We start from the raw sequence: 23,827 nt of genomic DNA, 5'->3' as shown, positions 1-23,827 counted from the left end.
GGGTGAGCGCGGAGCAGCGGAGCTCCGGCGGCTCCCGGCTGCTGACCTTCGCGGCCTGGTCGGTGCTGGTCCTCGGCCTGTGGCTGTGGGGCCGTGAGATCACCGGCGTGGCGATACCCCTGCCCGGCCAGGCCGGGGGACCGGCCGCCCCGGGCCTGCCCGCGGCGCACACCCCGCTGGGGCCGGCCGCGCCCGCGCGGGTCGACGTACCGTCCCTCGGCGTCCAGGCCCCGGTGATCGTCCGAGACCTGGACGGGAAGGGGGCGATCGAACCGCCCCCGTACGAGAACTCGGGCACGGTCGGCTGGTGGCGCGGCGGCGCCCAGCCCGGCACGGCCGGGACGGCGCTGCTGGTCGGGCACGTGGACACGCGGTCGAAGCCGGCGGTGTTCTACGGCTTGAGCTCGGCGAAGACGGGCGACAAGGTCCGCGTGGTGCGGGCCGACGGCTCGGTGGCGGAGTTCACGATCGAGGACGTACGGGTCCACGAGCGCGCGGACTTCGATCCCGCCAAGGCGTACGGGCCCAAGGTCCGCGGCCGGGCCGAACTGCGGCTGGTGACCTGCGGCGGCACCTACGACAAGGCGGCCAAGGAGTACTCGGCGAACGTGGTGGTGTCGGCGTACCTGACGGGCGTCGGCGTCCGCCCCGGAACGGCGGTCTGACCCGACCCGATCGCTTCTGTCCGGGCGGGAATGCGGAAACGAAGAAGCCCCTCGCAGCTTTCGCTGCGAGGGGCTTCTTTGCGTCTGTGCGCCGCCAGGGACTCGAACCCCGGACCCGCTGATTAAGAGTCAGCTGCTCTAACCAACTGAGCTAGCGGCGCTTGGTGACAGGGAAAACTCTACCCCACCTCTGCGGGTGCTCGTGACAAGCCGCGCGCGTTCTGTCCGATTAACCCATGTTTAGGGGTTTTGTCGTGCACGATATGTCTGGGCCAGGCCGGATCTGATGCCCCGCCAGATGCGGTCCCGGCCGACCAGCGACGAGCAGGGGAGTGGACGGAACCGCATGACGATGCAGCCTCCGACGCATGTGTACGAAGTGACGCCGATGGCCGAGGCGATGCCGCCGATGCCGCTGCCCTCCTTCGAGGAGTACGAACCCACCGGCGACTGCCCGTGCCAAGGCTGCGCCCAGCGCCGCCGCACGCTCGCGCGCGCCCGGGCCATACCGCTGCGCGACGGCGGACACCCCGCCGCGCGCGGAGCCCGCCGGGCGCTGGTACTGGCCACCGCCGCGGGGGTGGTCCTCGGCGGCGGCGGGGGAGCCGCCGTGGCCGCGACGACGCCGGGCCCCGGCGGCCGGGTGGCCCTCGACGACCCCGGCTCCCCGCAGGGCGGCCGGGCCCCGCTGCACGGACCGAAGGGCGCCACCGCAAAGCCGGCAGGGCTGCCCGGAGCGCCCTCGGCGGTGCGGCGGACCGACCGGGCGACGATCATCAACCGGGCGAAGCTGTGGCTGGACGCGCAGGTCCCGTACAGCATGGCCGAGTACTGGTCGGACGGGTACCGGCAGGACTGCTCCGGCTTCGTCTCGATGGCGTGGAACCTCGGCACGAACGAATGGACCGGCAGCCTCGACAAGTTCGCGACCCGGATCACGAAGGAGGAGCTGCTCCCCGGCGACATGCTGCTCTTCCACAACCCGGCCGACCCCAACAAGGGCTCGCACGTGGTGCTCTTCGGCGGGTGGGTGGACCAGACGCGCACGCACTACGTCGCCTACGAGCAGACGAAGCCGACGACGCGGAAGCTGGCCACGCCGTACGGCTACTGGAACAACGCGGTCAAGTACATCCCGTACCGGTTCAACGGGGTGACGGGCGGAGTCGTTCCCGAGCCCCCGGTCACGGGCGAACCGCCCGCGCCGGGCGGCACGGGCGGCGTCTCGGCCACCTTCCCCGGAGCGTCGAAGTTCGGGCCGGGCGCCGACAACGCCTACATCACCCAGCTCGGCCGGATGCTGTCCGACCGCGGTGGGCTGCGCTTCTACCCGAAGGGCGTCGGGACGAAGTGGACCGACGCCGACCGACAGGCGACCCAGGCCTTCCAGCGCGCCCAGGGCTGGACGGGCGCGGACGCCGACGGCATCCCGGGCGCGCACACCTGGCGGCTGCTCGCCCAGCACCAGGGCAAGGACATCCCGCCGACCACGGGCGGCGCACCGGGACCGGCGGGCAAGCCCGCCTACCCCGGGGCGTCCGCCTTCCGGCCGGGCACGTCCCACCCGTCCATCACCGCCCTTGGCCGCCAGTTGGTGAAGAAGGGCTTCGGCAAGCACTACCTGTCCGGACCGGGCCCCCGCTGGGGCGAGGCCGACCGCCGCAACGTCGAGGCGTTCCAGCGCGCCCAGGGCTGGCGCGGCGCCGAGGCCGACGGCTACCCGGGCCCGGAAACCTGGCGCCGGCTGTTCGCATGACGGAGGCAACGATGTACCCCACGCGCACGACATCGACCACAGGCACCTTCGAGATCCCCCCGCACCCCACCCCCCGACCGGCGACCCCGCAGGGGGAGATGCCCACGCCGACGGAAGCGACCCGGCCGACGGAGGCACTGGCCGGAGCCGGCCCGGGCGTTGCCGCCTTGGGCGGAGCCACCCCGGGCGTTGCCACCCCGGGCGCCGCCACCCCGGGCGTTGCCACCCCGGGCGCCGCCACCCCGGGTGGAGCCGCTCCGGCTGCCGCCGCACAGGCGGGAGCCGTGCCGGGCGGAGTCGCACCGGCAGCTGCCGCCCCCCGGTGGGTCGTTCCGGCCGAGCACGACCGGGCCGTTGCGGTGCAGGCCGCGGCGGTCGAGGCAGGGTGTGCAGGGGCCGAGACCGGCACCGAGCGGGGCTCGCACCGGCCGGGAGGGCCCGACCGGGCCGCGTCCGCGCAACCCGCGCCCACACCGGTCACCGCCGGATGGGCAGCGGCCGGGGCCGGTACGGAACGGGCCTCGCACGCGGCCACGCCCGACCGGGCCGCGTCCGCGCCGGTTCCTTCAGGATGGGTTGCTGCCGGGGCTGACACCGGGCGGGGCGCAGCCCTGTCGACCGCAGCCGTGCCGGTTGCGGAAGGGCGGGCGGCGGCTGAGCCCGGTGCGGAGCGGGGCTCGCACTTGTCGGCCGAACATGACCGGGCCGCCTCCGAGCCGGTCGCGTCCGGGCGGGTCTCCGCCGGGGCTGACGCCGAGCGGGGTGTAGACCCGTCGGTCGCACCTGTGCCGGTTGCCGCAGGGCGGGCAGTGGTCGAGTCCGGTGCCGAGCGGGGCTCGCGCCTGTCGAGTGAGCATGACCGGGCCGGGTCCGATCCGGTCGCGGCTGGGTGGGTCTCCGCCGAGTCCGATGCCGAGCTGGGCTCGTACCTGTCGGGCGAGCGTGATCGGGCCGCCTCTGTGTCGGGCGCGTCAGGGCGAGTCTCCGCCGAGGTTGACGCCGAGCGGGGTGCAGGCCTGTCGGTCGCGCCCGACCGGGCCGCGTCCGCGCAGCCCGCGTCCGCGCCGGGTGCCTCCGGGTGGGCCGGGTCCGCGGTGGCGGTGCCGTCCGAGGCGGTGTCGGGCGTGGTCTCCTCCGTGCCGGCGGCGGCCGCGACCGAGTGGGCCGCGCCGACCGGTTGGGCGCCGGCGGCCGAGCCGTCCGGGGCCGCAGGCGCTGGCGCGGCCCCCCGGCCGACGGCGGTCGGGGGCCGGGAAGTCGACGGACTCGTTGCCGTGGGCATGTCCGCGCAGGCTTCCGGCGGTGCGCCGCACGGGCCCGTCGGACGGGGCGGGGAGGCCGCGCGCAGCGACGTACCCGCGGCGCGGGCCCAGGCCGAGTCGGGGGTGGACATCCCGCATCCCCAGGACGAGGCAGCCCACGCCGGTGCGGCCACGCTCCGGCTCCGGAACCCCGACGCTGAAACCGCCCGCCCGCACCCGCAGGACGGGGTCTGGCCCCCGGGCGTGTCCCTCGCCGCCGCGACCGCCAGGGCGGAGCACGCCCCGCGGCACGCGGGTCCGCCCGCTGCCTGGGACCTGCCGGGGCAGGGAGGCTCGTCCGCCGAGCAGGGCCGCGCCCCGCAGCACGCGGTCCCGGGCCCGGCCCCGGAGGCCGAGTACGCGGATCCGCACCCCGTACGGGACCTGCCCGAGCCGGGAGATGCCGGTCCGGCCGCCCCGGCCGGCGGGCGGGAGCTGACCTGGTCCGTGCCCGCTCCGGGCACCGCCGGGGACGCCGGCCTCGTGGGCGGCAGGTCTGTCGGTACCGGGCTCGTCGGCAACGCCGGCCCCGGACGGGAGGCTGCGGACGGGCAGGCCGCCACCGGCGGGGCCGCGGACGGCGAGGCCGCCACCACCGGGCCCGCCGCGGTCGGGACTGGCACCGGCGCGGTCGCGTACGGCGAGGCCGCCACCGGCGCGACCACGCACGGCGCGACGGCGGACGGCGAGCCCGCTACCAGCGGGGCCGCTACCAGCGGGGCCACCACCAGCGACCTCGCCACCAGCGGGGCCACCACCTGCGACCCCGCCACCGGCGAAGCTGCGGACGGCGAGCCCGCCACCAGCCAGGCTGCGGACGGCCGGCCCGCCATCGGCGAAGCCGCACCCGACCCGCGGTACGCGACGACCGGCCACGGAGTCGTGCCCGGGCCCGGGGTCGCCGACGGCGCCGACATCACCGAGGTCGTCGCGCGGGCCGTGGCGCGGATCGCCGAGGACGATACGCAGGACCTGCCCCGGGTCACCCCGGCACGCGGGGTCGCGGTGACCGAGGTGCCGGTGCACCTGCCGTTCCGCGGCGCAGCCCACCCGCAGCCGAAGCCGCAGCAGAGCGAGCCGAACCCGCGGCCGAAGGCCAAGGCCGCCGCCGCCCCGGCCCGGTCCGCCCCCGGACGCCGCGTCCCCCGCGGCGACGACCGGCTCCACGAGCACCGCGGTCCGGTGCTGCCCGGCTGGATCGCGGTCGCCGTCGGCGGCATCGCCCTCGCCGGCTGCGCCGTCGTGCTCTGGCGGGCCGGGGCCGTCCCGGACTCCCTCGCGCTGGCGTTCGGCGCGGAGCCCCGCCCCTATCGGGGGCTGCAGGCACGGTTCTGGCCCCCGCTCGCCTTCCTCGGGGTCGTCGCCCTCCTCGCCCTCGGCGGTTTGGGCCGGGGCCGCGCCGGCCACGCCTGGGTGCTCACCCTCTTCGGCCGCTACCGCGGCACCGTCCGCCGTAGCGGCCTGACCTGGATCAGCCCCCTGCTGCTGCGCCGCCGGGTCGACGTCCGGCTGCGCCACTGGCGCAGCGACCCGATGCCCGCCGTGGACTCCGGCGGACTTGCCCTCCAGGTCGTCGTCCAGGTGGTCTGGCAGGTCAAGGACACGGCCCGGGCGACCCTGGCCGTGGAGGACCACGTCGACTACCTCGCCGAGCAGGTCGAATCGGCCATGGCCCGGGTCCTGTCCCAGCTCCCCGCGGACGCCTTCCACGAGGACGCCCCGACCCTGCGCGACGCCGAAGCCGTCGGCGACGCACTGACCCGGATGTTGGCGTCGGAGACCGAGGCGGTCGGCGTGGAGGTGTTCTCGGCGCAGCCCACCCGGATCGAGTACGCCCCCGAAGTCGCGGACGCGATGCGCCGGCGCCGGGTCGCGGCGATCGACGCGAAGCACCGGGACACCGTCCTGACCTCGGTGGTCGACGCGGTGGACGACACCGTCCACCGCCTCACCTCGCGCGGGATCGTGGAGCTCGACGACTACGAGCGCAAGGCCCTCGTGAAGGACCTGACCGTCGCCTTCTACACGGGCCGCGCCGAGTAACCCCTCACCGGCCGAAGCGGGCCGAAGCCGGCCGAAGCGGGCCGAAGCCGGCCGAAGCGGGCCGAAGCGCCGGGCCGAAGCGGGCCGACAGGAGAACGGGTGGAATCCGGGTGGTCCGGACCACCCGTTCTTCCGTTGGTCTGGACATGGCCAACTCCCGTCAATACTGTGGGACTTGGTCTAGACCTAAAACCAGAGCTCGTGAACGGGCCGTGCCGCCGACATCGGTACGGCCCATCCCCACGCGTGCGCACGCTCTCTCCGGACATCCCCCCACGTTCAAGGAGCACCAGCATCATGCGTTCCTTCCGCATGCCCAGAACCAAGCGGGCCGCCGCCACGGCCACCGCCACCACCGTCGGCCTCGGAGTCGTCGCCGCCCTCGCGCTCGTCACGGCCCCCACGGCCAGCAGCCACGGGTACACCGACACCCCGATCAGCCGCCAGAAGCTCTGTGCCAACAAGACCGTTTCCGACTGCGGCCCCATCCAGTGGGAGCCCCAGAGCGTCGAGGGCCTCAAGGGCTTCCCCGCGGCCGGTCCCGCCGACGGCCGCATATGTGCGGGCAACCACTCCGAGTTCGCCCAGCTCGACGACCCGCGCGGCGGCGCCTGGCCGGCCACCCCGGTGACCAGCGGGCAGAGCTACAGCTTCCGCTGGCAGTTCACCGCGAACCACTCCACCACCGACTTCCGGTACTACGTCACCAAGAACGGCTGGGACTCCACCAAGCCGCTCACCCGCGCCGCCCTCGACCCGCAGCCCTTCCTCACGGTCGCCTACAACGGCGCCCGCCCCGCCATGACCACCGTCCACCAGGGCGCCATGCCGAGCGGCAAGACCGGCCGGCACATGATCCTCGCCGTGTGGACCGTCAACGACACCCCGATGGCCTTCTACTCCTGCTCCGACGTCCAGTTCTGACCACCGGCTCCCCGCCCGACGTTCATTTCTGACGGAACGTCAGCTATCCTCCGGCGGCATGCGGACGACGACACCCGAAACCGTCGCGGAGCTCATCGCGAGCCAATGGGGCGACCACCGGCCCGGTCTGAAGTACGCCGACGGCGTGCTCAGCCACCACCGGACCGCCCGGGAGGCCGCGGCGCGCGCCGCGCTCCTCGTCGACCTGCTGCCGCCGGGTGCGGAGCCGCACATCGGGGTGCTGCTCGACAACACCCCCGAGTTCCCGTTCTGGCTCGGCGCGGCGGCCCTCGCCGGGGCCGCCGTCGCCGGGATCAACCCCACCCGGCGCGGCCCCGAGCTGGCCCGCGACATCCTGCACACCGACTGCCGGATCCTGGTGACCGAGCGGACCCATCTGCCGCTCCTGCGCGGCCTCGACCTGCCCGGCGTACGGCTCCTGGTCACGGACACGGAGGAGTACGAGGCCCTGCTCGCCCCCTACGCCACTGCGAAGCCGGGCGACGCCATTCTCGGCACCGGCCCGACCCCGTCCTCCCGGCTGCTCCTCTACTTCACCTCCGGCTCCACCGGGGCACCCAAGGCCGCCATCTGCACCCAGGGCCGCCTGGCCGGTGCCGGCGCCTCGCTCGCACGTCACTTTTCGGTCACCCCGGACGACGTCCACTACATCTGCATGCCCCTCTTCCACGGCAACGCCGTCATCGCCGACTGGCTCCCCGCCCTCGCGGGCGGCGCCTCCGTGGCCCTGCGCCGCCGCTTCTCGGCCTCCGCGTTCCTGGACGACGTACGGGCCTACGAGGCGACGTACTTCACCTACGTGGGCCGGGCCGTGCAGTACCTCCTCGCCACCCCGCCCCGCCCCGACGACCGCGCGCACAACCTGCGCCTCGGCTTCGGCACCGAGGCGGGCGCCGTCGACGCGGCGCGCTTCGCCGAGCGCTTCGGGGTCCGGCTCGTCGAGGGCTACGGGGCCACCGAGGGCGGCGCCTCCGTCCAGCGCACCCCCGACACCCCGCCGGGCGCCCTCGGCCGGGCCGGCGCCGGCGACGACCTGGCCGTCATCGACCCGCAGACGGGCCGCGAGTGCCCGCCGGCCGTGCTCGACCCGCAGGGCCGCCTCCTCAACGGCGCCGAGGCCATCGGCGAGCTGGTCAACAAGGGCCGCAGCCTCTTCGAGGGCTACTGGCGCAACCCCGACGCGGAGGCCGCCCGCACCCGCGACGGCTGGTACTGGACCGGGGACCTCTTCTTCCGCGACCCCGACGGCTTCCTCTACTTCGCCGGCCGCACCGACGACCGGCTGCGCGTCGACAGCGAGAACCTGGCCGCCGCGGTGATCGAGAACATCCTGGCCCGCTGGACGCGGGCGGCCGCGGTCGCCGTGTACGCCGTACCGGACGAGGTGGCGGGCGACCAGGTGATGGCCGCCGTGGCCCTGCGGGAGGGGGCCGTCTTCTCCCCGCAGGGGTTCGCGTCCTTCCTCGCCGCCCAGCCCGACCTCGGCACGAAGATGGCCCCGCGCTACGTACGCGTCGTCGGCGCCATGCCGACCACGGCGACCAACAAGGTCCACCGGGTCTCCCTGCGCGGCGAGGCCTTCCAGACCACCGACCCGGTCTGGTGGCGGCCGCCGGGCGAGGACGCGTACCGGCGACTGGAAGCGGAGGACCTGACCGGGCTCCTGGCCGCCTACGAGGCCCAGGGGCGGGCCGATCTGCTGGGCCGCTGACCGGGGCGCCGGCGGGGTGCTGAGGCGGCGCAGACGGGGTCGCCGAGGGCGGCTCCGGAAGCGGTTTTGAGCACTCCGGAGGAGCAGGTAGTATTTTCTCTGTCAGCAGGCGCCGCTAGCTCAGTTGGTTAGAGCAGCTGACTCTTAATCAGCGGGTCCGGGGTTCGAGTCCCTGGCGGCGCACCTGTCCTTCGGGCGGTTTCCGGTTCACCGGGAACCGCCCGAAGTGTTTTCCGGGTGCTTGCGGGGGCGGGCCGCCCACCCCTCAGAGGGTGAGCGACAGCAGCAGCGGCGCGGCCTTGCGGTTCAGCACGTCGGCCGCGGCGCGCAGCCGGTGGGCGTGTTCCACGGGCAGGGACAGCGCCAGGCAGCCCACCGAGGCTCCCGCGGTGATCGGGACGGCCGCGCAGACCGTGCCGACGGCGTACTCCTGCAGGTCGAGCGTGGGCACCGTGGCCGGCTGGCTGTCCAGCTTCGAGAAGAGGATCCGCTCGTTCACGATGGTCTTCGACGTCAGCCGGGCGATCTTGTGCCGGGACAGGTGGTCGCGCCGGCCGTCCAGGTCGAGCTGGGTCAGCAGACACTTGCCGACCGCGCTGGCGTGCGCCGCCGAGCGGAAGTCGACCCACTCGTGGACCTTGGGGGTGCGCGGGCTGTCCGCGAACTGCGTGATCCGGACCTCGCCGTCCACGTACCGGCTGATGTAGACCGCGGCGCCGACGGAGTCCCGCAGCCGGTCCAGGGTGTCCTGGAGCTTGTCCTGCAGCGCCTGCTGGCGGTCGACGCCGGAGCCGAGGAGGACGAGAGAGTCCCCGATGGCGTAGGCGCCGTCGGACACCTGCAGTACGTACCCCTCCCGGCGCAGCATGAGGAGCATGGGGGTGAGGTGGACCGCGGGCAGGCCGGTCTCACGCGCGATCTGTACGTCGGTCACGCCGCCGGTATGGCGGGCGACCGTTTCGAGTACGCGCAGGGCGTACTGCACCGAGTGGAACGGCGCGGTCGGCTCGGGCTTCAGCGCCACGGTTTCCCCCTAGCAGGTTGTTACCGCTTGCTCTCACACGATAGCCATCAAGAGGCCCGTGTGGAGCGCCTGTTGGTGAGATTGATGGCTCAATCACACCGGTCTGCCTGGATCTACTCCTCTGGCATATGCCAAGGTCATGGGTGGTGTCCGAGAGTGCCGGGAATGCCCGGACCGGCCGCGCGGTTCGGGTTCTTCGTACGGACGAGGACGGACGGGCGAGCGGAGCGGGAGAGACGATGAGTGACACTGGAGACGCGGGGGACGCTGGACGACGGGGAGACGACCGTCCGGGCGCAGAATCGGGCGCCGGATCGGGCGAGGGAGGGATCCACGGGACCGCTCTCGGCCGGGCGCCGGTACCGCTCTCCGTGCTCGACCTCGTCACCGTCGGCGCGGGCAGCACCGCCCACGCCTCCCTGCGCACCAGCGTCGGCATCGCCCGGCTCGCCGAGTCCCGCGGCTACCACCGCCACTGGGTCGCCGAACACCACTCCATGCCCGGGGTCGCCAGCTCCTCCCCGGCCGTGATCCTGGCCCACCTGGCCGCCCACACCTCCCGGATCCGGCTCGGCTCGGGCGGGGTGATGCTGCCCAACCACGCCCCCCTCGCCATCGCCGAGCAGTTCGGCACCCTGGAGGCCCTGGCCCCGGGCCGGATCGACCTCGGCCTCGGCCGGGCGCCCGGCACCGACGGGCAGACGGCCGCCGCGCTGCGCGGGCCCGGGCGCCGCGACGAGGCCGTGGACGAGTTCCCCCGGCAGCTCGCGGAGCTGATCCGCTTCCTCGACGACAACTTCCCCGACGGGCACCCGTACGCCCGCGTGCACGCCGTGCCGGGCCCCGTGCAGGGCCCCGCCGGACGGCCGCCGGTGTGGCTGCTGGGCTCCTCCGGCTTCAGCGCCCGCCTCGCCGGCGGACTCGGGCTGCCCTTCGCCTACGCACACCACTTCTCCCCGGCCGGGACCCTGCCCGCCCTCGACCTCTACCGGCAGTCGTTCCGCCCCTCGGCCGTCCTGGACGCCCCGTACGCCGTCATCGGCGTCGCGGCCCTCGCCGCCGACACGGCCGCGGAGGCCCGCGCGCAGGTGCTGACGGGCGCGCTGTCGATGCTCCGACTGCGCAGCGGGCGCCCCGGGCTGGTCCCGACGCCCGAGGAGGCGGCCGCGTACCCGTACACGCCGCTGGAGCGGGAGTTCGTGGACGACCGCCTCGCGAGCGTGGTCCACGGCACGCCCGACGAAGTCACCGCGGGCCTGGACGACCTGGCGAAGCGAACGGGCGCGGACGAACTGATGCTCACCGCCAACGCCCACGACGGGGGCGCCCGTTTGCGCTCGTACGCCCTCGTCGCGGACGCGTACGGCATGCCCGTTCTCGGCACCTGACCCGGCCTGACCCGGCCTGCCCCGGTCCGGTCACGGACCGGGGGAATCCGGCGCGCCGCATGTGCAGTTCGGAGCTCCGTTGCGCGCCTCCTGAGCGACCGGCGGGTCAGGCCGGATGCAGCACCGCCGTGGCGATCTCACGCACGCGGTCCAGCGTGATCCCGGTGCGCTGTTCGACGGCGAGGGGGTGGTCGGTGGGCTCCAGCTCGATGAAGGGCCGTCTTCCGACCGGTCGGGTGTGGGCGTTGGTCTTCAGGTCGGTAGTGCCCTCGGAGTAGAGCGCGAGCTCGGTGCTGAGCCAGCCGAAGTACGGCTTCTCGGCCTCGCGGCCCTCCGTGGTCCACACCTCAAGAGCGCGGGCGAAATTGTCCCTGCTCAGAGAGATCCAGACGCCCCAGGAGAAGACGTCCTGGCTGCCGATCACAGGTATCTCGATCAGCCCCCTGATGAAGAAGTGCTGGCCCTTGATCACGCACTGATCGGACGACAGTGTGCTGTCCGGATCGCTCTCGAAGCCCTGATCCCAGACATCCGGGGCCATGGTCGAGTAGCTCATGGGGAGCTCTGGGTGGTGGTTGCCGCAGCAGGAGCACGTGAAACCGCGATCGTTAGCCATGGCGCGAGCCTAGCGAGCACCTACACAGGGCTACCCCGGGACACCGGGAGGGTGGGGCCACCCAGCCGGTCCGCGTGCCCGCCCGGAAGGCTTTACGGATGTACACCAGCCCGGAGGGCCCCGCACGGGCCGGCATCCGGAGTTTGGCTGGTTTGTTGCTGAAACCTTGCCGGAGGGTGAATGAAGGGAGCCTTAAATCGCTCGTCACCGTGGGTGGCGGGCGATTTTTGGTGTGGTCCCACGTCGCTGACGTGGGGTTCTGGGTCGTGAGTGGTCTAGTCCTTCTTTGGTCCAAACCATTGACTCCGGCCCCGAGTGATCGCTATCACTATCCCCACCTGAAGTCTTGCCTTCCCCTCCCACTTCCCCGGAGGCAGTTCATGCACATCCGTAAATCCCTCATCGCGGCCGCCGCCACGGCCGCGTTGGCCGGCGGGACGCTGGCCGCCTTCGCGGGACTCACCACCGCCTCGGCCGCCGAGGCCGGGACCACCGCTTCGGCCGGCAACGTCAAGATCGCTTACTACGACCAGTGGAGCGTCTACGGGAACGCCTTTTATCCCAAGCACCTCGACACCCGTGGCATAGCGAGCAAGCTGGACGTCATCAACTACTCGTTCGGCAACATCCACCCCACCAACCTCACCTGTTTCGAGGCGAACAAGGCGGCGGGCGACGACAACAACCCCAACGCCGGTGACGGTGCGGGCGACTCGTACGCCGACTACCAGAAGTCCTTCAGCGCGGCCGACAGCGTCAGCGGCGTCGCCGACAAGTGGGACCAGCCGATCGTCGGCGTGTTCAACCAGTTCAAGCAGCTCAAGGCCAAGTACCCGAACCTGAAGATCAACATCTCGCTCGGCGGCTGGACCTACTCGAAGTACTTCAGCGACGCGGCCAAGACCGACGCTTCCCGCAAGAAGCTCGTCTCCTCCTGCATCGACCAGTACATCAAGGGCAACCTGCCCGTCGAGGGCGGCTACGGCGGCGCGGGCAGCGCGGCCGGCATCTTCGACGGCATCGACATCGACTGGGAGTACCCGGGCTCGTCGGGCGGCCACCTCGGCAACCACTACGCCCCCGAGGACAAGCAGAACTTCACGCTCCTGCTCAAGGAGTTCCGCAGCCAGCTCGACGCCTACGGCGCGGCCAACGGCGGCAAGAAGTACCTGCTGACCTCGGCCCTCCCGGCCGGCCAGGACAAGATCAAGTACATCGAGACGGACAAGATCGGCGCGTACCTCGACTACGCGAACATCATGACGTACGACATGCACGGCGCCTGGGACTCGGACGGTCCGACGTACCACCAGTCCCCGCTGCTGCCCTCCTCGTCCGACCCGACCGACGTGATCGCCCCGGGCACCGAGAAGTACAGCATCAAGAACGCCATCGACTCCTGGCTCGACGGCAACGCGGCCTACGGGATCACCGGTGGCTTCCCCGCCAACAAGCTGGTCCTGGGCTACGAGTTCTACTACCGCGGTTGGAAGGGCGTGCAGCCCGGCACCACCAACGGTCTCGCCCAGCCCGCCACCCTGGCCTCCGCCGCCCGTCCGACCAGCCAGCAGGCCGGCATCGCGCTCTACAAGGAGCTCGGCGGCATCGTCGACAACCCGGCGACCACCTTCTGGGACGACCAGGCCAAGGCCTCGTACTTCTTCAAGGACGGCGAGTTCTTCACCGGCCTCAACCAGAAGTCCATCCAGGCGCGTGTCGACTACGGCAAGCAGCGCGGCCTGGCCGGCGCGATGATGTACTCCCTGCTCGGCCTGGACGCCAACGCGACCCTGCTGAACCAGATCTCGGACTCCCTCGGCGGCACCACCCAGCCGCCGACCACCCCGCCGACCACGCCTCCCACCACCCCGCCCACGACGCCGCCGACGACCCCGCCGACCACGCCTCCGACGACGCCGCCCAGCACGGGCTGCACCGCCGCGGCCTACGTCCACGGCACCGTCTACACCGGTGGCAGCGAGGTCTCGTACAACGGCCGCAAGTACAAGGCCCAGTGGTGGACGCAGAACGAGGTGCCCGGCACCACCGGTGAATGGGGTGTCTGGAAGGACCTCGGCGCCTGCTGATCCCCCCACCCCGCGCCGAGCGCCGGCAACCCCCGCACTCCCCTCCCAGGGTGCGGGGGCTGCTGTGTGAGCGCCGCCTCAGGCGGAGCGGCACAGGGCGTGGTCGATGAGGGTGCGCAGTGCGTCCTCCTGGCGGGCCGCTGTCTGCGGGTCCGCGGAGCGGCTGTGCGCGGAGACGGTGACGGTGCGCCGTCCGTTCGTGGTGGTCGCCGCCCGGATCGCGTATCCGAAGCCGCTTCCTCCGTGCCCGAGGTAGCCGCCACCGCAGGACAGGGGCGTGAAGAACAGGCCCAGGCCGTCCCGGGTGCCTTGCGGGTGGCCGCTGTCCGGCGGCACCGGCACGGTGCTGCGCATGGCGGCGAGTTCGGTGGGAGCCAGCAGTTGTCCACTGGCCAGTGCGGCGAAGAAGCGGTTGAGGTCGCGGGCCGTGCCCGTCATCGAGCCGTCGGCTCCGCTGTCGAAGGGGCGGTAGGGGATGGTGGTGTCGACCAGGGGACCGTTCGCCGTGAACTGCTGGTAGTTGGCCGCGTGCGGATGCGGAAGGAAGGGCCACGTGCCGGGGGTGGCGGTCTGCCGGAGGCCGAGCGGGCGCAGGATGCGGTCGTGGACCTGCTGTTCCCAGGTGCGGCCCGTGACCTTCTCGATGATCATTCCGGCGAGCACGTAATTCGTGTTGGAGTACGCCCAGTCGGTGCCTGCCGGGAAGGCGGGTTCATGGCGCATGGCCAGGTCCACCAGCTCTTCGGGCTCGTAGGCGCGCCACCGATTGGCCGAGTAGGTCTGGCTGGTGGTGTCGGGGAAGACGTCGAAGATGTAATCGGGCAGACCGCTGGTGTGCTGCAGCAGATCGCGCAGGGTGATGGTCCGGCCGTCGTTCCCGGCGCCGGACACTACCCCGGGCAGCAGCTCCTCCACCGTCTGGTCGAGGGAGAGCCGTTTCTCGCCCACCAGTTGCAGTACGACGGTGGCGACGAACGTCTTGGTGGTACTGCCCAGGCGCAGGTGCCCGTCCTCCGGAACCGGGCGGCGCGTGATCAGGTCCGCCACACCGGAGCCGGCCGTGACCGTCCCGCGCGGGGTCTCCAGACGGACCGACACCCCGGTGACCCCGGTGTCCCGCAGTGCGTCGGCGTCACGCTGTACGGACCAGGCCGTGTCGGAGGGGCGTGGTGCGGCCGACGCCGCGGCGGAGGGTAGGGACGACACGGTCAGCGCGAGCACCGCGGCTGATAACCACGAACGACGAGAGATCATGAACCGAGGCTAGGAACGGCCGAGGGCCCACAGCCATCCGGCTCGCGCCCCTCGTCGAACGGGTGCCAGCCGGATGGACATCCGCGGTGAGCCAAAGGGTCGCTCGTGAGGACCCGGGTCGTGAGAACCCCGGTCAGCGCGTGCGTACGCCGTCGATGGCGATCGCCAGCAGCAGGTCGGCCTCGGCCGGGCCCTCGGTCATGTGCTCGGTGGCCAGCGCGATGGCGCCGACGAGCGTCAGCAGCTGGGCGATGCTGATCCCGGCTCGTACGGCGTTCGCCGTCCGGGCACGCGCGAGGAGTGCTTCCCCGGCATTGGTGATCATGTCGTGGCAGCTCTCGCCCAGGGCCGGGTCCCCGTCCTGGACCAGTGAAGCCCCCAGCCCGCGGTTGGTCACGGCGTGCGCACCGACGGCGTGCAGCCAGGTGGACAGCGCCTGGCCCGGGTCCGGTTCGGCGAGGAGGTCCTCCGCCTTCGCACACAGGGCCGCCACCCGGTCCTTGAAGACCGCCTCCAGCAGCGACTGCCGGGACGGGAAGTGCCGGTGCAGGGTGGCCGAGCCGACCTCCGCCCGGCGGGCGACCTCCTCCAGGGAGGCTTCCGCGCCGTGCTCGGCGATCAGGGAGCCGGCGGCGGCCACGATCTTCTCGACGTTGCGGCGGGCGTCGGCGCGCAGCGGCCGACGGGGCGGGGCGGTGGCGTCCTTCGGCACGGGTGCTCCTGAAGGCTTGATAAGTGGGGTGGTCCTCCATATCGTAGCGAACAAGAAATGGGGGGCCACCCCACTTAGGTGTGGCTCCTCTTCCGCATGCACGTGATGGGGGAGAACGTGAAGCTGACGCAGCAGAAGACCGTCGTGGTGGCGGGCGCGACCGGCCTGCAGGGCAGGGCGGTGACCCGTCACCTGCTCCGAGACGGCTGGCAGGTGCGCGCGCTGACGCGCGACCCGCACGGGCCGCAGGCCACGGCGCTGGCGCGGGCCGGCGCGCAGGTGGTGCGGGCGCGGATGGAGGACGTCGGGTCCCTGACCGCCGCGGCCCAGGGCGCCTGGGGTCTGTTCAGCGTCCAGCCCACCGTCGGATCGCCCGGAACCGGGCCGGACTTCACCGCCGACGACGAGGTGCGCTGGGGGGTCAACGTCGCCGAGGCCGCGCACGCCGCGGGCGTCGGGCACTTCGTCTTCACCTCGGTCGCCGAAGCGGACCGGCACCTTGAGGAGAAGCTGCCGGTGAACCTGGTCAGCAAGTGGCACATCGAGCAGCACATGGCCGCCCTCGGCCTGCCCGCGACCATCCTGCGGCCGGTGTCCTTCATGGAGAACTTCACCGGTGGATACGCGCTGCGGAACGGAAACCTGTCCACCGGCCTCGCCCCGGAGGTCCCCCAGCAGATCATGGCCGTGGACGACGTCGGCGCCGTCGCCGCGCTGGCGTTCTCCCGGCCCGGGGAGTGGATCGGCCGGGCCGTCTCCCTGGCCGGGGACGAACTCACGCCGGTCCGGATCGCGGAAGCCATCGGGCAGGCACTCGGCATACCGCTGCCCTACGTTCAGATCCCGATCGACGCGATCCGGGCCCTGAGCGAAGACTTCGCCTACGCCAACGAGTGGCTCAACGAACGCGGATACCGCGCGGACATCCCCGCCACGCGCAGGATCCACCCCGGCACGATGGACCTCCACACCTGGCTGGAGCGCACCGGCGCGTCCCGGATCGCCGCGTTCCTCGACTCCGCGCGCACCGCGGGACAGGACGCATGAGCGCCCGTATCCACGGCCCCGGGCGCGTCGGGATCTGGGCGGCGGACTTCGACAACCTCTCCGCAGCCGAGGTCCGCAAGGCTGCCGCCGCGGTCGAGGACCTCGGCTTCGGCACCCTGTGGTTCCCCGAGACCACGGGGCGGGAGGCCATGGCACAGGCCGCGTTCCTCCTGGCGGCCACCCGGCGCATCACCGTGGCCTCCGGCATGACCGACATCTACGCCCGCGACCCGGTCACGGCAGCCGCCGCACAGCGCACCCTGGAGGAGGCGGCCCCCGGACGGTTCCTGCTCGGCCTGTGGGAGAGTCACCCCAGCCTGGCCCAGGACATCCGGGGCCACCGCTACGGCCCTCCGCCGGCCGCCATGCGCACCTACCTCGATGCGCTGGACAGCGCCCCGTTCGGGCCACCCGGCACGGCCGCCTCACCGAACCGCGTCCTCGCCGCCCTGGGCCCCGACATGCTCGCCCTCGCGGCCGAACGCGCCCTGGGCGCAACGGTTCTGGGCATGCCCGTCGAGTACACCCGCGCAGCCAGGGGCATCCTCGGAGAGGACGGCCTGTTGGTCGTCACGCAGCTCTGCGTGCTCGGCCATGACCACGCGGACACGGCCGAACCGGCCCGCACCGCGGCCGCGGCCGCCCTGCCGAACCGCCGGGACCTGCTGCGTGGACTCGGCCACGAGAACCCGGACGCGCTCGGGAGCCGACTGGTCGACGCGCTGGTGGTCCACGGCGGAGCCGAGAACATCGCCGACCGGGTCCACGAGCACTTCGACGCCGGGGCCGACCACGTCAGCCTCCACCTGGTGAGGACCGGGTCCGACTCCCCGTCCGAACGGCAGTGGGAGCGGCTGGCCGTGCACCTGATCGACTGACCAGGCAGGTCTGCACAGTTGCCGGATTCCCCGTACCGGAGCGTGTCGAAGTCATTACGCTCGGCGATGAGTTGGATCCGTACGCGTTCTCACAGGGGTGGCCGCCCATGGTCAACGTCCGCGCTCTCGATCCCAGCGCCTCGCCGCTGGACTACTACGCCTACGAGCTGTGCCGCCTGAGAGAAGCCGCCGGGCTGAAGCAGCAGCAACTGGGCGACATCATCTACTGCTCGGGCTCGCTGATCGGCATGATCGAGAACACGAAGCGGGTCCCTACCCGGGACTTCTCCGAGCGGCTTGACGCTGCGCTGGGTACGGACGGGCATTTCTCCCGACTGGTGGGGTTGGTCCTACGGAGCGTGCTGCCCAGCTGGTTCCAACCGTTCGCGGAGATGGAGGCCCAGGCGGCGTTCATCTCCACGTATCAGGCTCAGTTGGTCTACGGGCTCTTGCAGACGCCCCGATACGCCCGTGCCGTACTTGCGACGGGGCTGCCGGATGATCTGGACGATTTGGTGGCAGCTCGCCTGGACCGTCAGCGGATCCTGGATCGGGCCCGTCCGCCCATGGTATGGGTGGTGCTGGACGAAGCCGCCCTTTACCGGCCGATCGGGGGACGGGAGGTCATGAGGGAGCAGCTCGATCATCTCCTGAGCTTCCGGGGCAGGCGTTGGGTCAGGATTCAGGTGCTGCCGTTCTCGGCTGGTGAACACGCCAGCCTTATCGGCTCCTTCACCGCGATGAGGTTCGACGGCGATCCGGACATCGTCTACTCGGAGGACCTCATCTCCGGGCGCATGACAGCCAACCCAGACACGGTGAAGGAAGCTGCCCTTCGTTACGCTCACCTGCAAGCCGCTGCTCTCTCCGTGGAGGAATCGGCGGCATTGATCATCCGCGTAATGGAGGAACGCTATGGGCACCAGCCAGAACCTGACCAACGCGGTGTGGCGTAAGTCGAGCTACAGCGGCAACACCGGCGGCGAGTGCGTCGAGATCGCCGCCCAGCCCTGCCGGGTCGCCGTCCGAGACTCCAAGCGTCCCGACGGGCCCGCCTTCACCATCGCGCCGGAGGCGTTCGGCGTGTTCGTCCGGAGTCTCTGACTCAGACCTCGGGGTGCGGCGCGGGCCCCTCCGGCTGGGCGGGATCCTCCGGTTGCCCGGGGTCCGTGTCCGCTCCCACGGCGGCAGCCGCTTGGCGGCGGATGATGTCCGCGATCGCCTCCGGCGCCACCGCCCGGGAGTACAGCCAGCCCTGCCCGGTGTCGCAGCCGACGCGTCGCAGGCGGGCCGCCTGGCCGGCGGTCTCCACGCATTCGGCGGTCACGGTCAGGCCCAACCGGTGGGCGAGCTGCACCAGGGCTTCGACGATGGTCTCGTCGGCCGGGTTCGGGTGGGAGCCGTCCTCGTAGCGGAAGCCGCGGACGAAGGAGCCGTCCAGTTTGAGGACGGAGACGGGCAGGCGGCTGAGGTAGGCCAGGTTCGAGTAGCCGGTGCCGAAGTCGTCGATGGCGATCCGCACCCCCATGTCGCTCAGCGCCTGGAGGGCCTGGAGCGGGCGGCCCGCCGAGCCCATGACGGCCGACTCCGTCAGTTCGAGCTGGAGGAGCTGGGGTGCGAGGCCCGTCTCCGCCAGGATCTCGGCCACGTCGCCGACCAGGTCGGAGTCCCAGACCTGGCGGACGGCCACGTTGACGGAGACGAAGACGGGGGAGTCGCTGGGCTGCTCGATCTGCCAGCGCCGGGCCTGCCGGCAGGCGGTCTGCAGCACCCACCGGCCCAACTGGACGATGGAACCGTCTTCTTCGGCAATTCCGATGAACCGATTCGGCGTCAGTAGGCCGAACTGCGGGTGGTTCCAGCGCACCAGGGCCTCGACCCCGCGCACCGCCCCGCTCTCCAGGTCCACCAGCGGCTGGTATTCCACGGTGAACTCGCCCCGCTCCACGGCCGGTCGCAGCGTCGAGGACAGGGCCTGGCGGGTCATCCGGTGCGCGTTGCGCTCCGGGTCGAAGAGGGTCCAGCGGGCCTTGCCGTCGGCCTTGGCCCAGTAGAGGGTCGTGTCCGCGGCCTGCATCAGGCCGGTCGCCGAGGTTCCGGCGGCCGCCCGCTCCACCACGCCGATCGACGCGGAGACCGCCAGCCGTTGGCCGGCCAGGTCGAAGGGCTCCTGTACGGCCGCCAGGACGCTCCGCGCCAGGTCCGCGAGCTGCTCGGTGCCGGTGGACTCCTCGACCAGCAGGGCGAATTCGTCGCCGCCGAGCCGGGCCACCAGGTGGCCGCCGGTGCGCCCGTAGCCGGACTGGTCGGCGCACTGGGTGAGCCGCTGGGCGACGGCGGTGAGCAGCCGGTCGCCGACCCGGTGGCCAAGGGTGTCGTTGACGGCCTTGAACCCGTCGAGGTCCAGGTAGCACAGGCCGATCCGGCCCGTCCCGCTCTGCCCGTACGAGGACGCCTCCAGGGCGGCGGAGAGCCGCTCGAAGAACAGTGCGCGGTTGGGCAGCCGGGTCACCGGATCGTGCATCTGGAGGTGGCGCAGCCGGGCCTGGAGGTCGCGCCGGTCGCTGATGTCGGCGACGGAGAGGAGGACGTCCCCGGTCCCGGGGACGGGGCCGAGGGTGATCTCGGTCCACAGGGAGTGGCCGTCGGGGTGCTTGAGGCGGCGGGTGCAGCGGAGCCGGGCCTGCCGGCCGCGCAGCACCTCCTGGTAGGCCTGCCAGGTCCGGGCCTCGGAGGCCAGGTCGACCAGGTCGGCGGCGGACTGCCCGGCGAGGAGGTGCGGCTCGGAGCCGAGGAGCGCGGCGAGGGCCTCGTTGGCTCCGGCGATGTGGCCGGTGCGGTCGACGACGGCCATGGGGAGGTGGGCCGCGTTGAAGGCGGCCCGATAGTCGGCCTGGTAGTCGGCTCGGTGGTCGGCGCGGTCCGGGGTTGCCGTCGTCGCCGGCGTTACCGGGTGACGCTGCGTCATGGCCGGTCGGATGCTGTCGGCCGCCGAACCGGTTCCATCTGGGGTTCCGCTCACCGTTGGCTCCCGCAGTGCGTGTGAGTGTCCGTGCAGGAAAGTGTGCCGATCATAGAGGTTCCCGGACGGCCCTATCCAGCGGCGACGCCGTGTGGGGCGCGGGAGTTCGGCGTGATGACGGATCGTCGGCCTGACGGCGAATGATCGTTTCCGCACGGCTGTGAGCATCCGACGCCCACCGCTGACCCGACCTGATCGGTCGTGACTTTCCGTAGGCGAATGTGCGAAACCCGGCGTCACCGGCTTGCCCTAGCGCTCACTCGTGTGGGGCAGCGGAACAGGGCATTAGTAAGACAATCGCCCCAAGGTGGATGAAGAGGTACTAATCCACCACCGGAGGTCGATGTGCCGCGACAGCAGACACCCGGGGGAGTGGACCGCTCCCGCATGCGAACCACGGCGGCGGCGCTCACTTCCCTGACGGCGCTCGCCGCCATGTCGCTCGTCGCGGGACCCGCGGTCGCCGCTCCCGGAGCCGGACCCTGCGCGCTGACCCGTACCGCGGCCCACCACTCCCTGGGCCTGGACAGCTGGAACGGCGCCTACCCCAAGCCCGAGCGCACCCTCAACGCGGTCATGGTCTTCCTCTCCTTCCCCGACCACCGCACCACCCTGTCCACCGGGGAACTCACCGCCGACTACTTCCCGGCGACCAGCGAGTTCTTCGAGCGGGCCTCCTACGGCCGCTTCCGGCTGGTCCCGCACCCGCAGAAGCAGTGGATCCAGATGCCGAAGCCGTCCGTCGCCTACGGGATACAGCGCGACTGGGCCCCGGCTGACCGGGCCGCCTACCTGCGCGACGCGGTGGCCGGAGCCGACCCGTCGGTGGACTTCAGCCGGTACGACGTCGTCTACTTCGTCGCCGACCCGGACGCGCCCGGCGTCGACTCCGACGCCACCAAGGTCGTCAACTTCGAGCAGCCGATCTGGGCGGACGGCGCCGACCTGCGGCGCATCGTCACGGTCTTCGAGAAGCACCCGCCGGACCGCAACGTGCTGGCCCACGAGACCGGACACGTCTTCGACCTGCCGGACCTCTACCACCGCCCCTCGGACGGCAAGGGCGACTGGGACACGTACGTAGGGGACTGGGACGTCATGGGCAGCCAGTTCGGCATGGCCCCGGACCTCTTCGCCTGGCAGAAGTGGAAGCTCGGCTGGTTGGACGCCTCCCAGGTGGACTGCGTGGGAACCGGCTCCTCCCTGCACACCCTCCAGCCGCTGTCCGAGGCCCCGCGCCCCGGCGGTACGGGCGGCACCCGGCTCGCGGTGATCCGTACGGGTCCCGGCAGCGCGATCGCCGTCGAGGCGCGGGGCTCCGCCGGCAACGACGGGGACACCTGCACCGAGGGCGTCCTCATCTATCGGGTCCGCAACGAGGCGGCCTCGGGCGGCGGGCCGATCGAGGTCGTGGACGCGCACCCCCAGACCGAGGCCTGCTGGGACCGGTCGGTGTACCCGCCGTTGGCGGACGCCCCGCTGGAGGTGGGGGAGACCTTCACCGTCCCGGAGGAGCGGATCACCGTCGAGGTGGCGGACCGCACGCAGTCGGGCGCGTACACGGTGAAGATCACACGGGAGCGGTAGGGGGATCGGTAGCGGCGGCGGTAGCGGTAGGCGGGCGGCTTCCGTCAGGCCGCCCGGAACGGCGAAGTGCGGCAGATCGGTATAGGTGAGGTGGCCGGTGTCGGCCGCCAGCTGCGGCCGCCCTTGCGTCCGTGCCCGAGCAGCACCAGCGGCAGTGCTCCCGGCACGGCCGGTGCGCCGGTCCGGGCGGGCGGACGCACGGCACCCAGGGTGCCCGCCTTGAGCGGCAGGCCCGTCTCGAGGGAGCCGGCGACCCGGCTCGTGGTGTACGGGGCCCGGCGGAAGCCGGCGGTGTGGAGCGCGGGGTACCAGAGCTGCACCATGAGTTCGCGCGGCCCGCGGTCCGGCGCGTGACCATCAACCACCCCAAGGCGACTGTGTGCGGAAGGACTTGACGAACGCTCACCCCAGAAGGTCTGGACCATGCCGCCTAGGGGTGGGCGCGCGCCGGTCCGCCCGCCTGCGCCGCAACGTGATCACGTGCGACACAACGAAAAAGGCCCCCACTTGCGTGGGGGCCTTTCTCTGTCTGTGCGCCGCCAGGGACTCGAACCCCGGACCCGCTGATTAAGAGTCAGCTGCTCTAACCAACTGAGCTAGCGGCGCTTGGTGACGAGAGAGACATTAGCACCCCGAGCGGCGATCGGAAAAATCGATATCCGCAGCTCGGGTGGCCCGGACGAACGCCCACAGTAGCGCCTCGGGTCCGGGCAGCCAGGGCAGCCGGGCGTCGGGCGCCACGAGCCAGCGCGAGGGCCCCCCGTCCGCGGCCAGCGGGGGCACGGTGACGGCGTCGCCGGGGCCGTGGCAGAGCGGTGCGGGCACGGGGGTGCTCCACTCCTCCCAGGCCAGCAGGGCCGGGAGCCGGTGGGCCGTGCCGGGGGCGGCGAAGAGCAGGGTCCGCCCGCGGTGCACGGCGGCGGGCCCCGAGCCGGGGCCTTCGGCCCAGAGCAGGTCGAGCATCCGGCGGCCGAGGACGAGGGGGACGTTGACGACGTCGAAGGCGGTCCCGCAGGGCAGCACGGCGGGCGCGGTGGGCCGGGCCTGCCAGGCGGCCAGCGTGCCCCCGGGCTGGGCGGAGGCCGAGGCCAGCCAGGCGGCGCCGGCCGGGGTGACGTGGGTCGCGGAGGCGGTCGTCGTCCGCAGGTCGAGCGCGGGGCAGCTGGTCAGCGTCGTCATACGTCCAGGTCTACCCGCGGTAGCGGACCGATCTCCGGGAGTTACGGGAAACCGGGACAGGCCGGGTGGGACTGGGGTATGTTGCGCCCTGCATATGCCAGGGGACGCGGCCGGGCGCGCCCTCAGGCACCCTCGGGAGCGGTGCCTCGCAGCAGGGACTCACCGAACTCGATCATCTTGCGGGCGTAGTCCTCGGTCCACTCCGCCTGCTCCGCGATCGCCGCCGCCGACAGCCGGTCGAACCGCCGGGGATCGGCGAGCTGCGCCGCCGCCACCGCCTGGAACTCCACCGCCCGCTCCTGGGCGGCGCGGAAGGCGAGGGTCAGCTCCGTCGCCCGGACCAGCAGTTCCCGCGGGTCGTCGATCGATTCGAGGTCGAAGAAGTGCTCGGGGTCCGTGACGGTCTCCGACGGCTCGAAGAGCAACTGCGCGGGCCGCAGCCTCCGCTCGGTCCGCTCGGGCTCTGCCATGCGTGTCCTCCTGCTGGACGTGAGGGAAGCTCCCGGGCCTGGAAGTCTCCCGGGTCGAAAAGCTTCCGGGTCGAAAGCTTCCGGGCCACCGTCCATTGTCCAGCTTCGCGCAAGGGCGCCCGAGGGTCGCGATGCATGGGCT

19 protein-coding genes, 3 tRNA genes and 1 pseudogene are annotated in these 23,827 nt (G+C 72.3%); 13 read left to right on the top strand and 10 right to left on the bottom strand.

What is annotated here, in order from left to right:
* The first annotated feature begins 2 nt into the window (after positions 1–2).
* A complete protein-coding gene (locus ACFVX6_RS08765) occupies positions 3–665 on the top strand; it encodes a class F sortase (protein ID WP_389689366.1) in 663 nt (220 codons plus the stop codon).
* Positions 666–752: 87 nt separating this feature from the next.
* Here ACFVX6_RS08765 and ACFVX6_RS08760 read toward each other — a convergent pair.
* Positions 753–826, bottom strand: a tRNA-Lys gene (locus tag ACFVX6_RS08760).
* A 248-nt stretch (positions 827–1,074) separates the two neighbouring features.
* Between ACFVX6_RS08760 and ACFVX6_RS08755 the strand changes: the two genes are divergently transcribed.
* From ACFVX6_RS08755 to ACFVX6_RS08735, 5 genes are all read left to right on the top strand, one after another.
* Complete coding sequence (locus tag ACFVX6_RS08755) at positions 1,075–2,421, top strand: peptidoglycan-binding protein (protein ID WP_389689445.1); 1,347 nt, start codon at positions 1,075–1,077, stop codon at positions 2,419–2,421.
* Positions 2,422–3,230: 809 nt separating this feature from the next.
* Complete coding sequence (locus tag ACFVX6_RS08750) at positions 3,231–5,765, top strand: SPFH domain-containing protein (RefSeq protein WP_389689364.1); 2,535 nt, start codon at positions 3,231–3,233, stop codon at positions 5,763–5,765.
* A 297-nt stretch (positions 5,766–6,062) separates the two neighbouring features.
* Entirely contained in the window at positions 6,063–6,689 is a 627-nt protein-coding gene (locus ACFVX6_RS08745; RefSeq protein WP_389689362.1) for a lytic polysaccharide monooxygenase, read from the top strand.
* Positions 6,690–6,747: 58 nt separating this feature from the next.
* Positions 6,748–8,421, top strand: coding sequence for an AMP-binding protein (locus ACFVX6_RS08740; protein WP_389689360.1), 1,674 nt, complete (start codon positions 6,748–6,750; stop codon positions 8,419–8,421).
* Between the two features lie 109 nt (positions 8,422–8,530).
* A tRNA-Lys gene (locus ACFVX6_RS08735) sits at positions 8,531–8,604 on the top strand.
* 82 nt (positions 8,605–8,686) lie between these two features.
* Here the strand turns inward: ACFVX6_RS08735 and ACFVX6_RS08730 are convergent.
* Positions 8,687–9,445, bottom strand: coding sequence for an IclR family transcriptional regulator (locus tag ACFVX6_RS08730; protein WP_389689358.1), 759 nt, complete (start codon positions 9,443–9,445; stop codon positions 8,687–8,689).
* Positions 9,446–9,684: 239 nt separating this feature from the next.
* Between ACFVX6_RS08730 and ACFVX6_RS08725 the strand changes: the two genes are divergently transcribed.
* A complete protein-coding gene (locus ACFVX6_RS08725) occupies positions 9,685–10,833 on the top strand; it encodes an LLM class flavin-dependent oxidoreductase (protein WP_389689356.1) in 1,149 nt (382 codons plus the stop codon).
* A gap of 106 nt (positions 10,834–10,939) precedes the next feature.
* On the opposite strand, the gene ACFVX6_RS08720 is transcribed toward ACFVX6_RS08725, so the two are convergent.
* Entirely contained in the window at positions 10,940–11,449 is a 510-nt protein-coding gene (locus ACFVX6_RS08720) for a DUF2199 domain-containing protein (protein WP_389689354.1), read from the bottom strand.
* Between the two features lie 380 nt (positions 11,450–11,829).
* Here ACFVX6_RS08720 and ACFVX6_RS08715 point away from each other — a divergent pair, with 380 nt between their 5' ends.
* Positions 11,830–13,536: a glycosyl hydrolase family 18 protein gene (locus tag ACFVX6_RS08715; RefSeq protein ID WP_389689352.1), complete on the top strand. Its 1,707-nt coding sequence runs from the start codon at positions 11,830–11,832 to the stop codon at positions 13,534–13,536.
* Positions 13,537–13,614: 78 nt separating this feature from the next.
* Here the strand turns inward: ACFVX6_RS08715 and ACFVX6_RS08710 are convergent, their stop codons facing one another.
* A complete protein-coding gene (locus ACFVX6_RS08710) occupies positions 13,615–14,790 on the bottom strand; it encodes a serine hydrolase domain-containing protein (RefSeq protein ID WP_389689350.1) in 1,176 nt (391 codons plus the stop codon).
* 133 nt (positions 14,791–14,923) lie between these two features.
* The gene (locus ACFVX6_RS08705; RefSeq protein WP_389689348.1) at positions 14,924–15,502 is read right to left on the bottom strand and encodes a TetR/AcrR family transcriptional regulator; all 579 of its coding nucleotides are present in this window, start codon (positions 15,500–15,502) and stop codon (positions 14,924–14,926) included.
* Between the two features lie 96 nt (positions 15,503–15,598).
* Between ACFVX6_RS08705 and ACFVX6_RS08700 the strand changes: the two genes are divergently transcribed.
* The 4 genes from ACFVX6_RS08700 (at position 15,599) to ACFVX6_RS08685 (ending at position 18,531) form a co-directional block, all read left to right on the top strand.
* Positions 15,599–16,549 carry an NmrA/HSCARG family protein gene (locus tag ACFVX6_RS08700; protein WP_389689346.1) on the top strand — a complete coding sequence of 317 codons (951 nt, stop codon included), beginning with the start codon at positions 15,599–15,601 and terminating at the stop codon, positions 16,547–16,549.
* Entirely contained in the window at positions 16,546–17,427 is an 882-nt protein-coding gene (locus ACFVX6_RS08695; protein ID WP_389689344.1) for a TIGR03620 family F420-dependent LLM class oxidoreductase, read from the top strand. The genes ACFVX6_RS08700 and ACFVX6_RS08695 overlap by 4 nt, the downstream gene beginning before the upstream one ends.
* A 107-nt stretch (positions 17,428–17,534) precedes the next feature.
* A complete protein-coding gene (locus tag ACFVX6_RS08690; protein ID WP_389689342.1) occupies positions 17,535–18,383 on the top strand; it encodes a helix-turn-helix transcriptional regulator in 849 nt (282 codons plus the stop codon).
* The gene (locus ACFVX6_RS08685; protein ID WP_389689340.1) at positions 18,343–18,531 is read left to right on the top strand and encodes a DUF397 domain-containing protein; all 189 of its coding nucleotides are present in this window, start codon (positions 18,343–18,345) and stop codon (positions 18,529–18,531) included. The genes ACFVX6_RS08690 and ACFVX6_RS08685 overlap by 41 nt, the downstream gene beginning before the upstream one ends.
* A gap of 1 nt (position 18,532) precedes the next feature.
* On the opposite strand, the gene ACFVX6_RS08680 is transcribed toward ACFVX6_RS08685, so the two are convergent.
* Positions 18,533–20,449, bottom strand: coding sequence for a putative bifunctional diguanylate cyclase/phosphodiesterase (locus tag ACFVX6_RS08680; protein WP_389689338.1), 1,917 nt, complete (start codon positions 20,447–20,449; stop codon positions 18,533–18,535).
* Between the two features lie 345 nt (positions 20,450–20,794).
* Between ACFVX6_RS08680 and ACFVX6_RS08675 the strand changes: the two genes are divergently transcribed.
* A complete protein-coding gene (locus ACFVX6_RS08675; protein ID WP_389689336.1) occupies positions 20,795–22,036 on the top strand; it encodes a M6 family metalloprotease domain-containing protein in 1,242 nt (413 codons plus the stop codon).
* Positions 22,037–22,080: 44 nt separating this feature from the next.
* Here the strand turns inward: ACFVX6_RS08675 and ACFVX6_RS08670 are convergent, their stop codons facing one another.
* The 4 genes and pseudogenes from ACFVX6_RS08670 to ACFVX6_RS08655 form a co-directional block, all read right to left on the bottom strand.
* Positions 22,081–22,401, bottom strand: a complete 321-nt coding sequence (locus tag ACFVX6_RS08670; RefSeq protein WP_389689334.1) for a hypothetical protein — start codon at positions 22,399–22,401, stop codon at positions 22,081–22,083.
* Between the two features lie 167 nt (positions 22,402–22,568).
* Positions 22,569–22,642, bottom strand: a tRNA-Lys gene (locus ACFVX6_RS08665).
* Positions 22,633–23,215: pseudogene (locus tag ACFVX6_RS08660) on the bottom strand (bifunctional DNA primase/polymerase). Before ACFVX6_RS08660 ends, ACFVX6_RS08665 begins: the two are co-directional and overlap by 10 nt.
* A gap of 122 nt (positions 23,216–23,337) precedes the next feature.
* On the bottom strand, positions 23,338–23,685 hold the full coding sequence (locus ACFVX6_RS08655) for a hypothetical protein (RefSeq protein ID WP_250741240.1): 348 nt from the start codon (positions 23,683–23,685) through the stop codon (positions 23,338–23,340).
* Positions 23,686–23,827 lie beyond the last annotated feature (142 nt).

The sequence above is a fragment of the Streptomyces sp. NPDC058289 genome, assembly GCF_042880975.1.
GTDB lineage: Bacteria > Actinomycetota > Actinomycetes > Streptomycetales > Streptomycetaceae > Streptomyces > Streptomyces stoeckheimensis.
The sequence above is the reverse complement of the archived record's forward strand: the minus strand, read 5'-3'. Positions and strand labels throughout refer to the sequence as shown.

Coding starts and splice junctions, on each gene's coding strand:
- ACFVX6_RS08755 (WP_389689445.1), top strand. CDS start 1,075: ATGCCGCTGCCCTCCTTCGAGGAGTACGAACCCACCGGCGACTGCCCG.
- ACFVX6_RS08745 (WP_389689362.1), top strand. CDS start 6,063: ATGCGTTCCTTCCGCATGCCCAGAACCAAGCGGGCCGCCGCCACGGCC.
- ACFVX6_RS08740 (WP_389689360.1), top strand. CDS start 6,748: ATGCGGACGACGACACCCGAAACCGTCGCGGAGCTCATCGCGAGCCAA.
- ACFVX6_RS08725 (WP_389689356.1), top strand. CDS start 9,685: ATGAGTGACACTGGAGACGCGGGGGACGCTGGACGACGGGGAGACGAC.
- ACFVX6_RS08720 (WP_389689354.1), bottom strand. CDS start 11,449: ATGGCTAACGATCGCGGTTTCACGTGCTCCTGCTGCGGCAACCACCAC.
- ACFVX6_RS08715 (WP_389689352.1), top strand. CDS start 11,830: ATGCACATCCGTAAATCCCTCATCGCGGCCGCCGCCACGGCCGCGTTG.
- ACFVX6_RS08710 (WP_389689350.1), bottom strand. CDS start 14,790: ATGATCTCTCGTCGTTCGTGGTTATCAGCCGCGGTGCTCGCGCTGACC.
- ACFVX6_RS08700 (WP_389689346.1), top strand. CDS start 15,599: ATGCACGTGATGGGGGAGAACGTGAAGCTGACGCAGCAGAAGACCGTC.
- ACFVX6_RS08695 (WP_389689344.1), top strand. CDS start 16,546: ATGAGCGCCCGTATCCACGGCCCCGGGCGCGTCGGGATCTGGGCGGCG.
- ACFVX6_RS08690 (WP_389689342.1), top strand. CDS start 17,535: ATGGTCAACGTCCGCGCTCTCGATCCCAGCGCCTCGCCGCTGGACTAC.
- ACFVX6_RS08685 (WP_389689340.1), top strand. CDS start 18,343: ATGGGCACCAGCCAGAACCTGACCAACGCGGTGTGGCGTAAGTCGAGC.
- ACFVX6_RS08655 (WP_250741240.1), bottom strand. CDS start 23,685: ATGGCAGAGCCCGAGCGGACCGAGCGGAGGCTGCGGCCCGCGCAGTTG.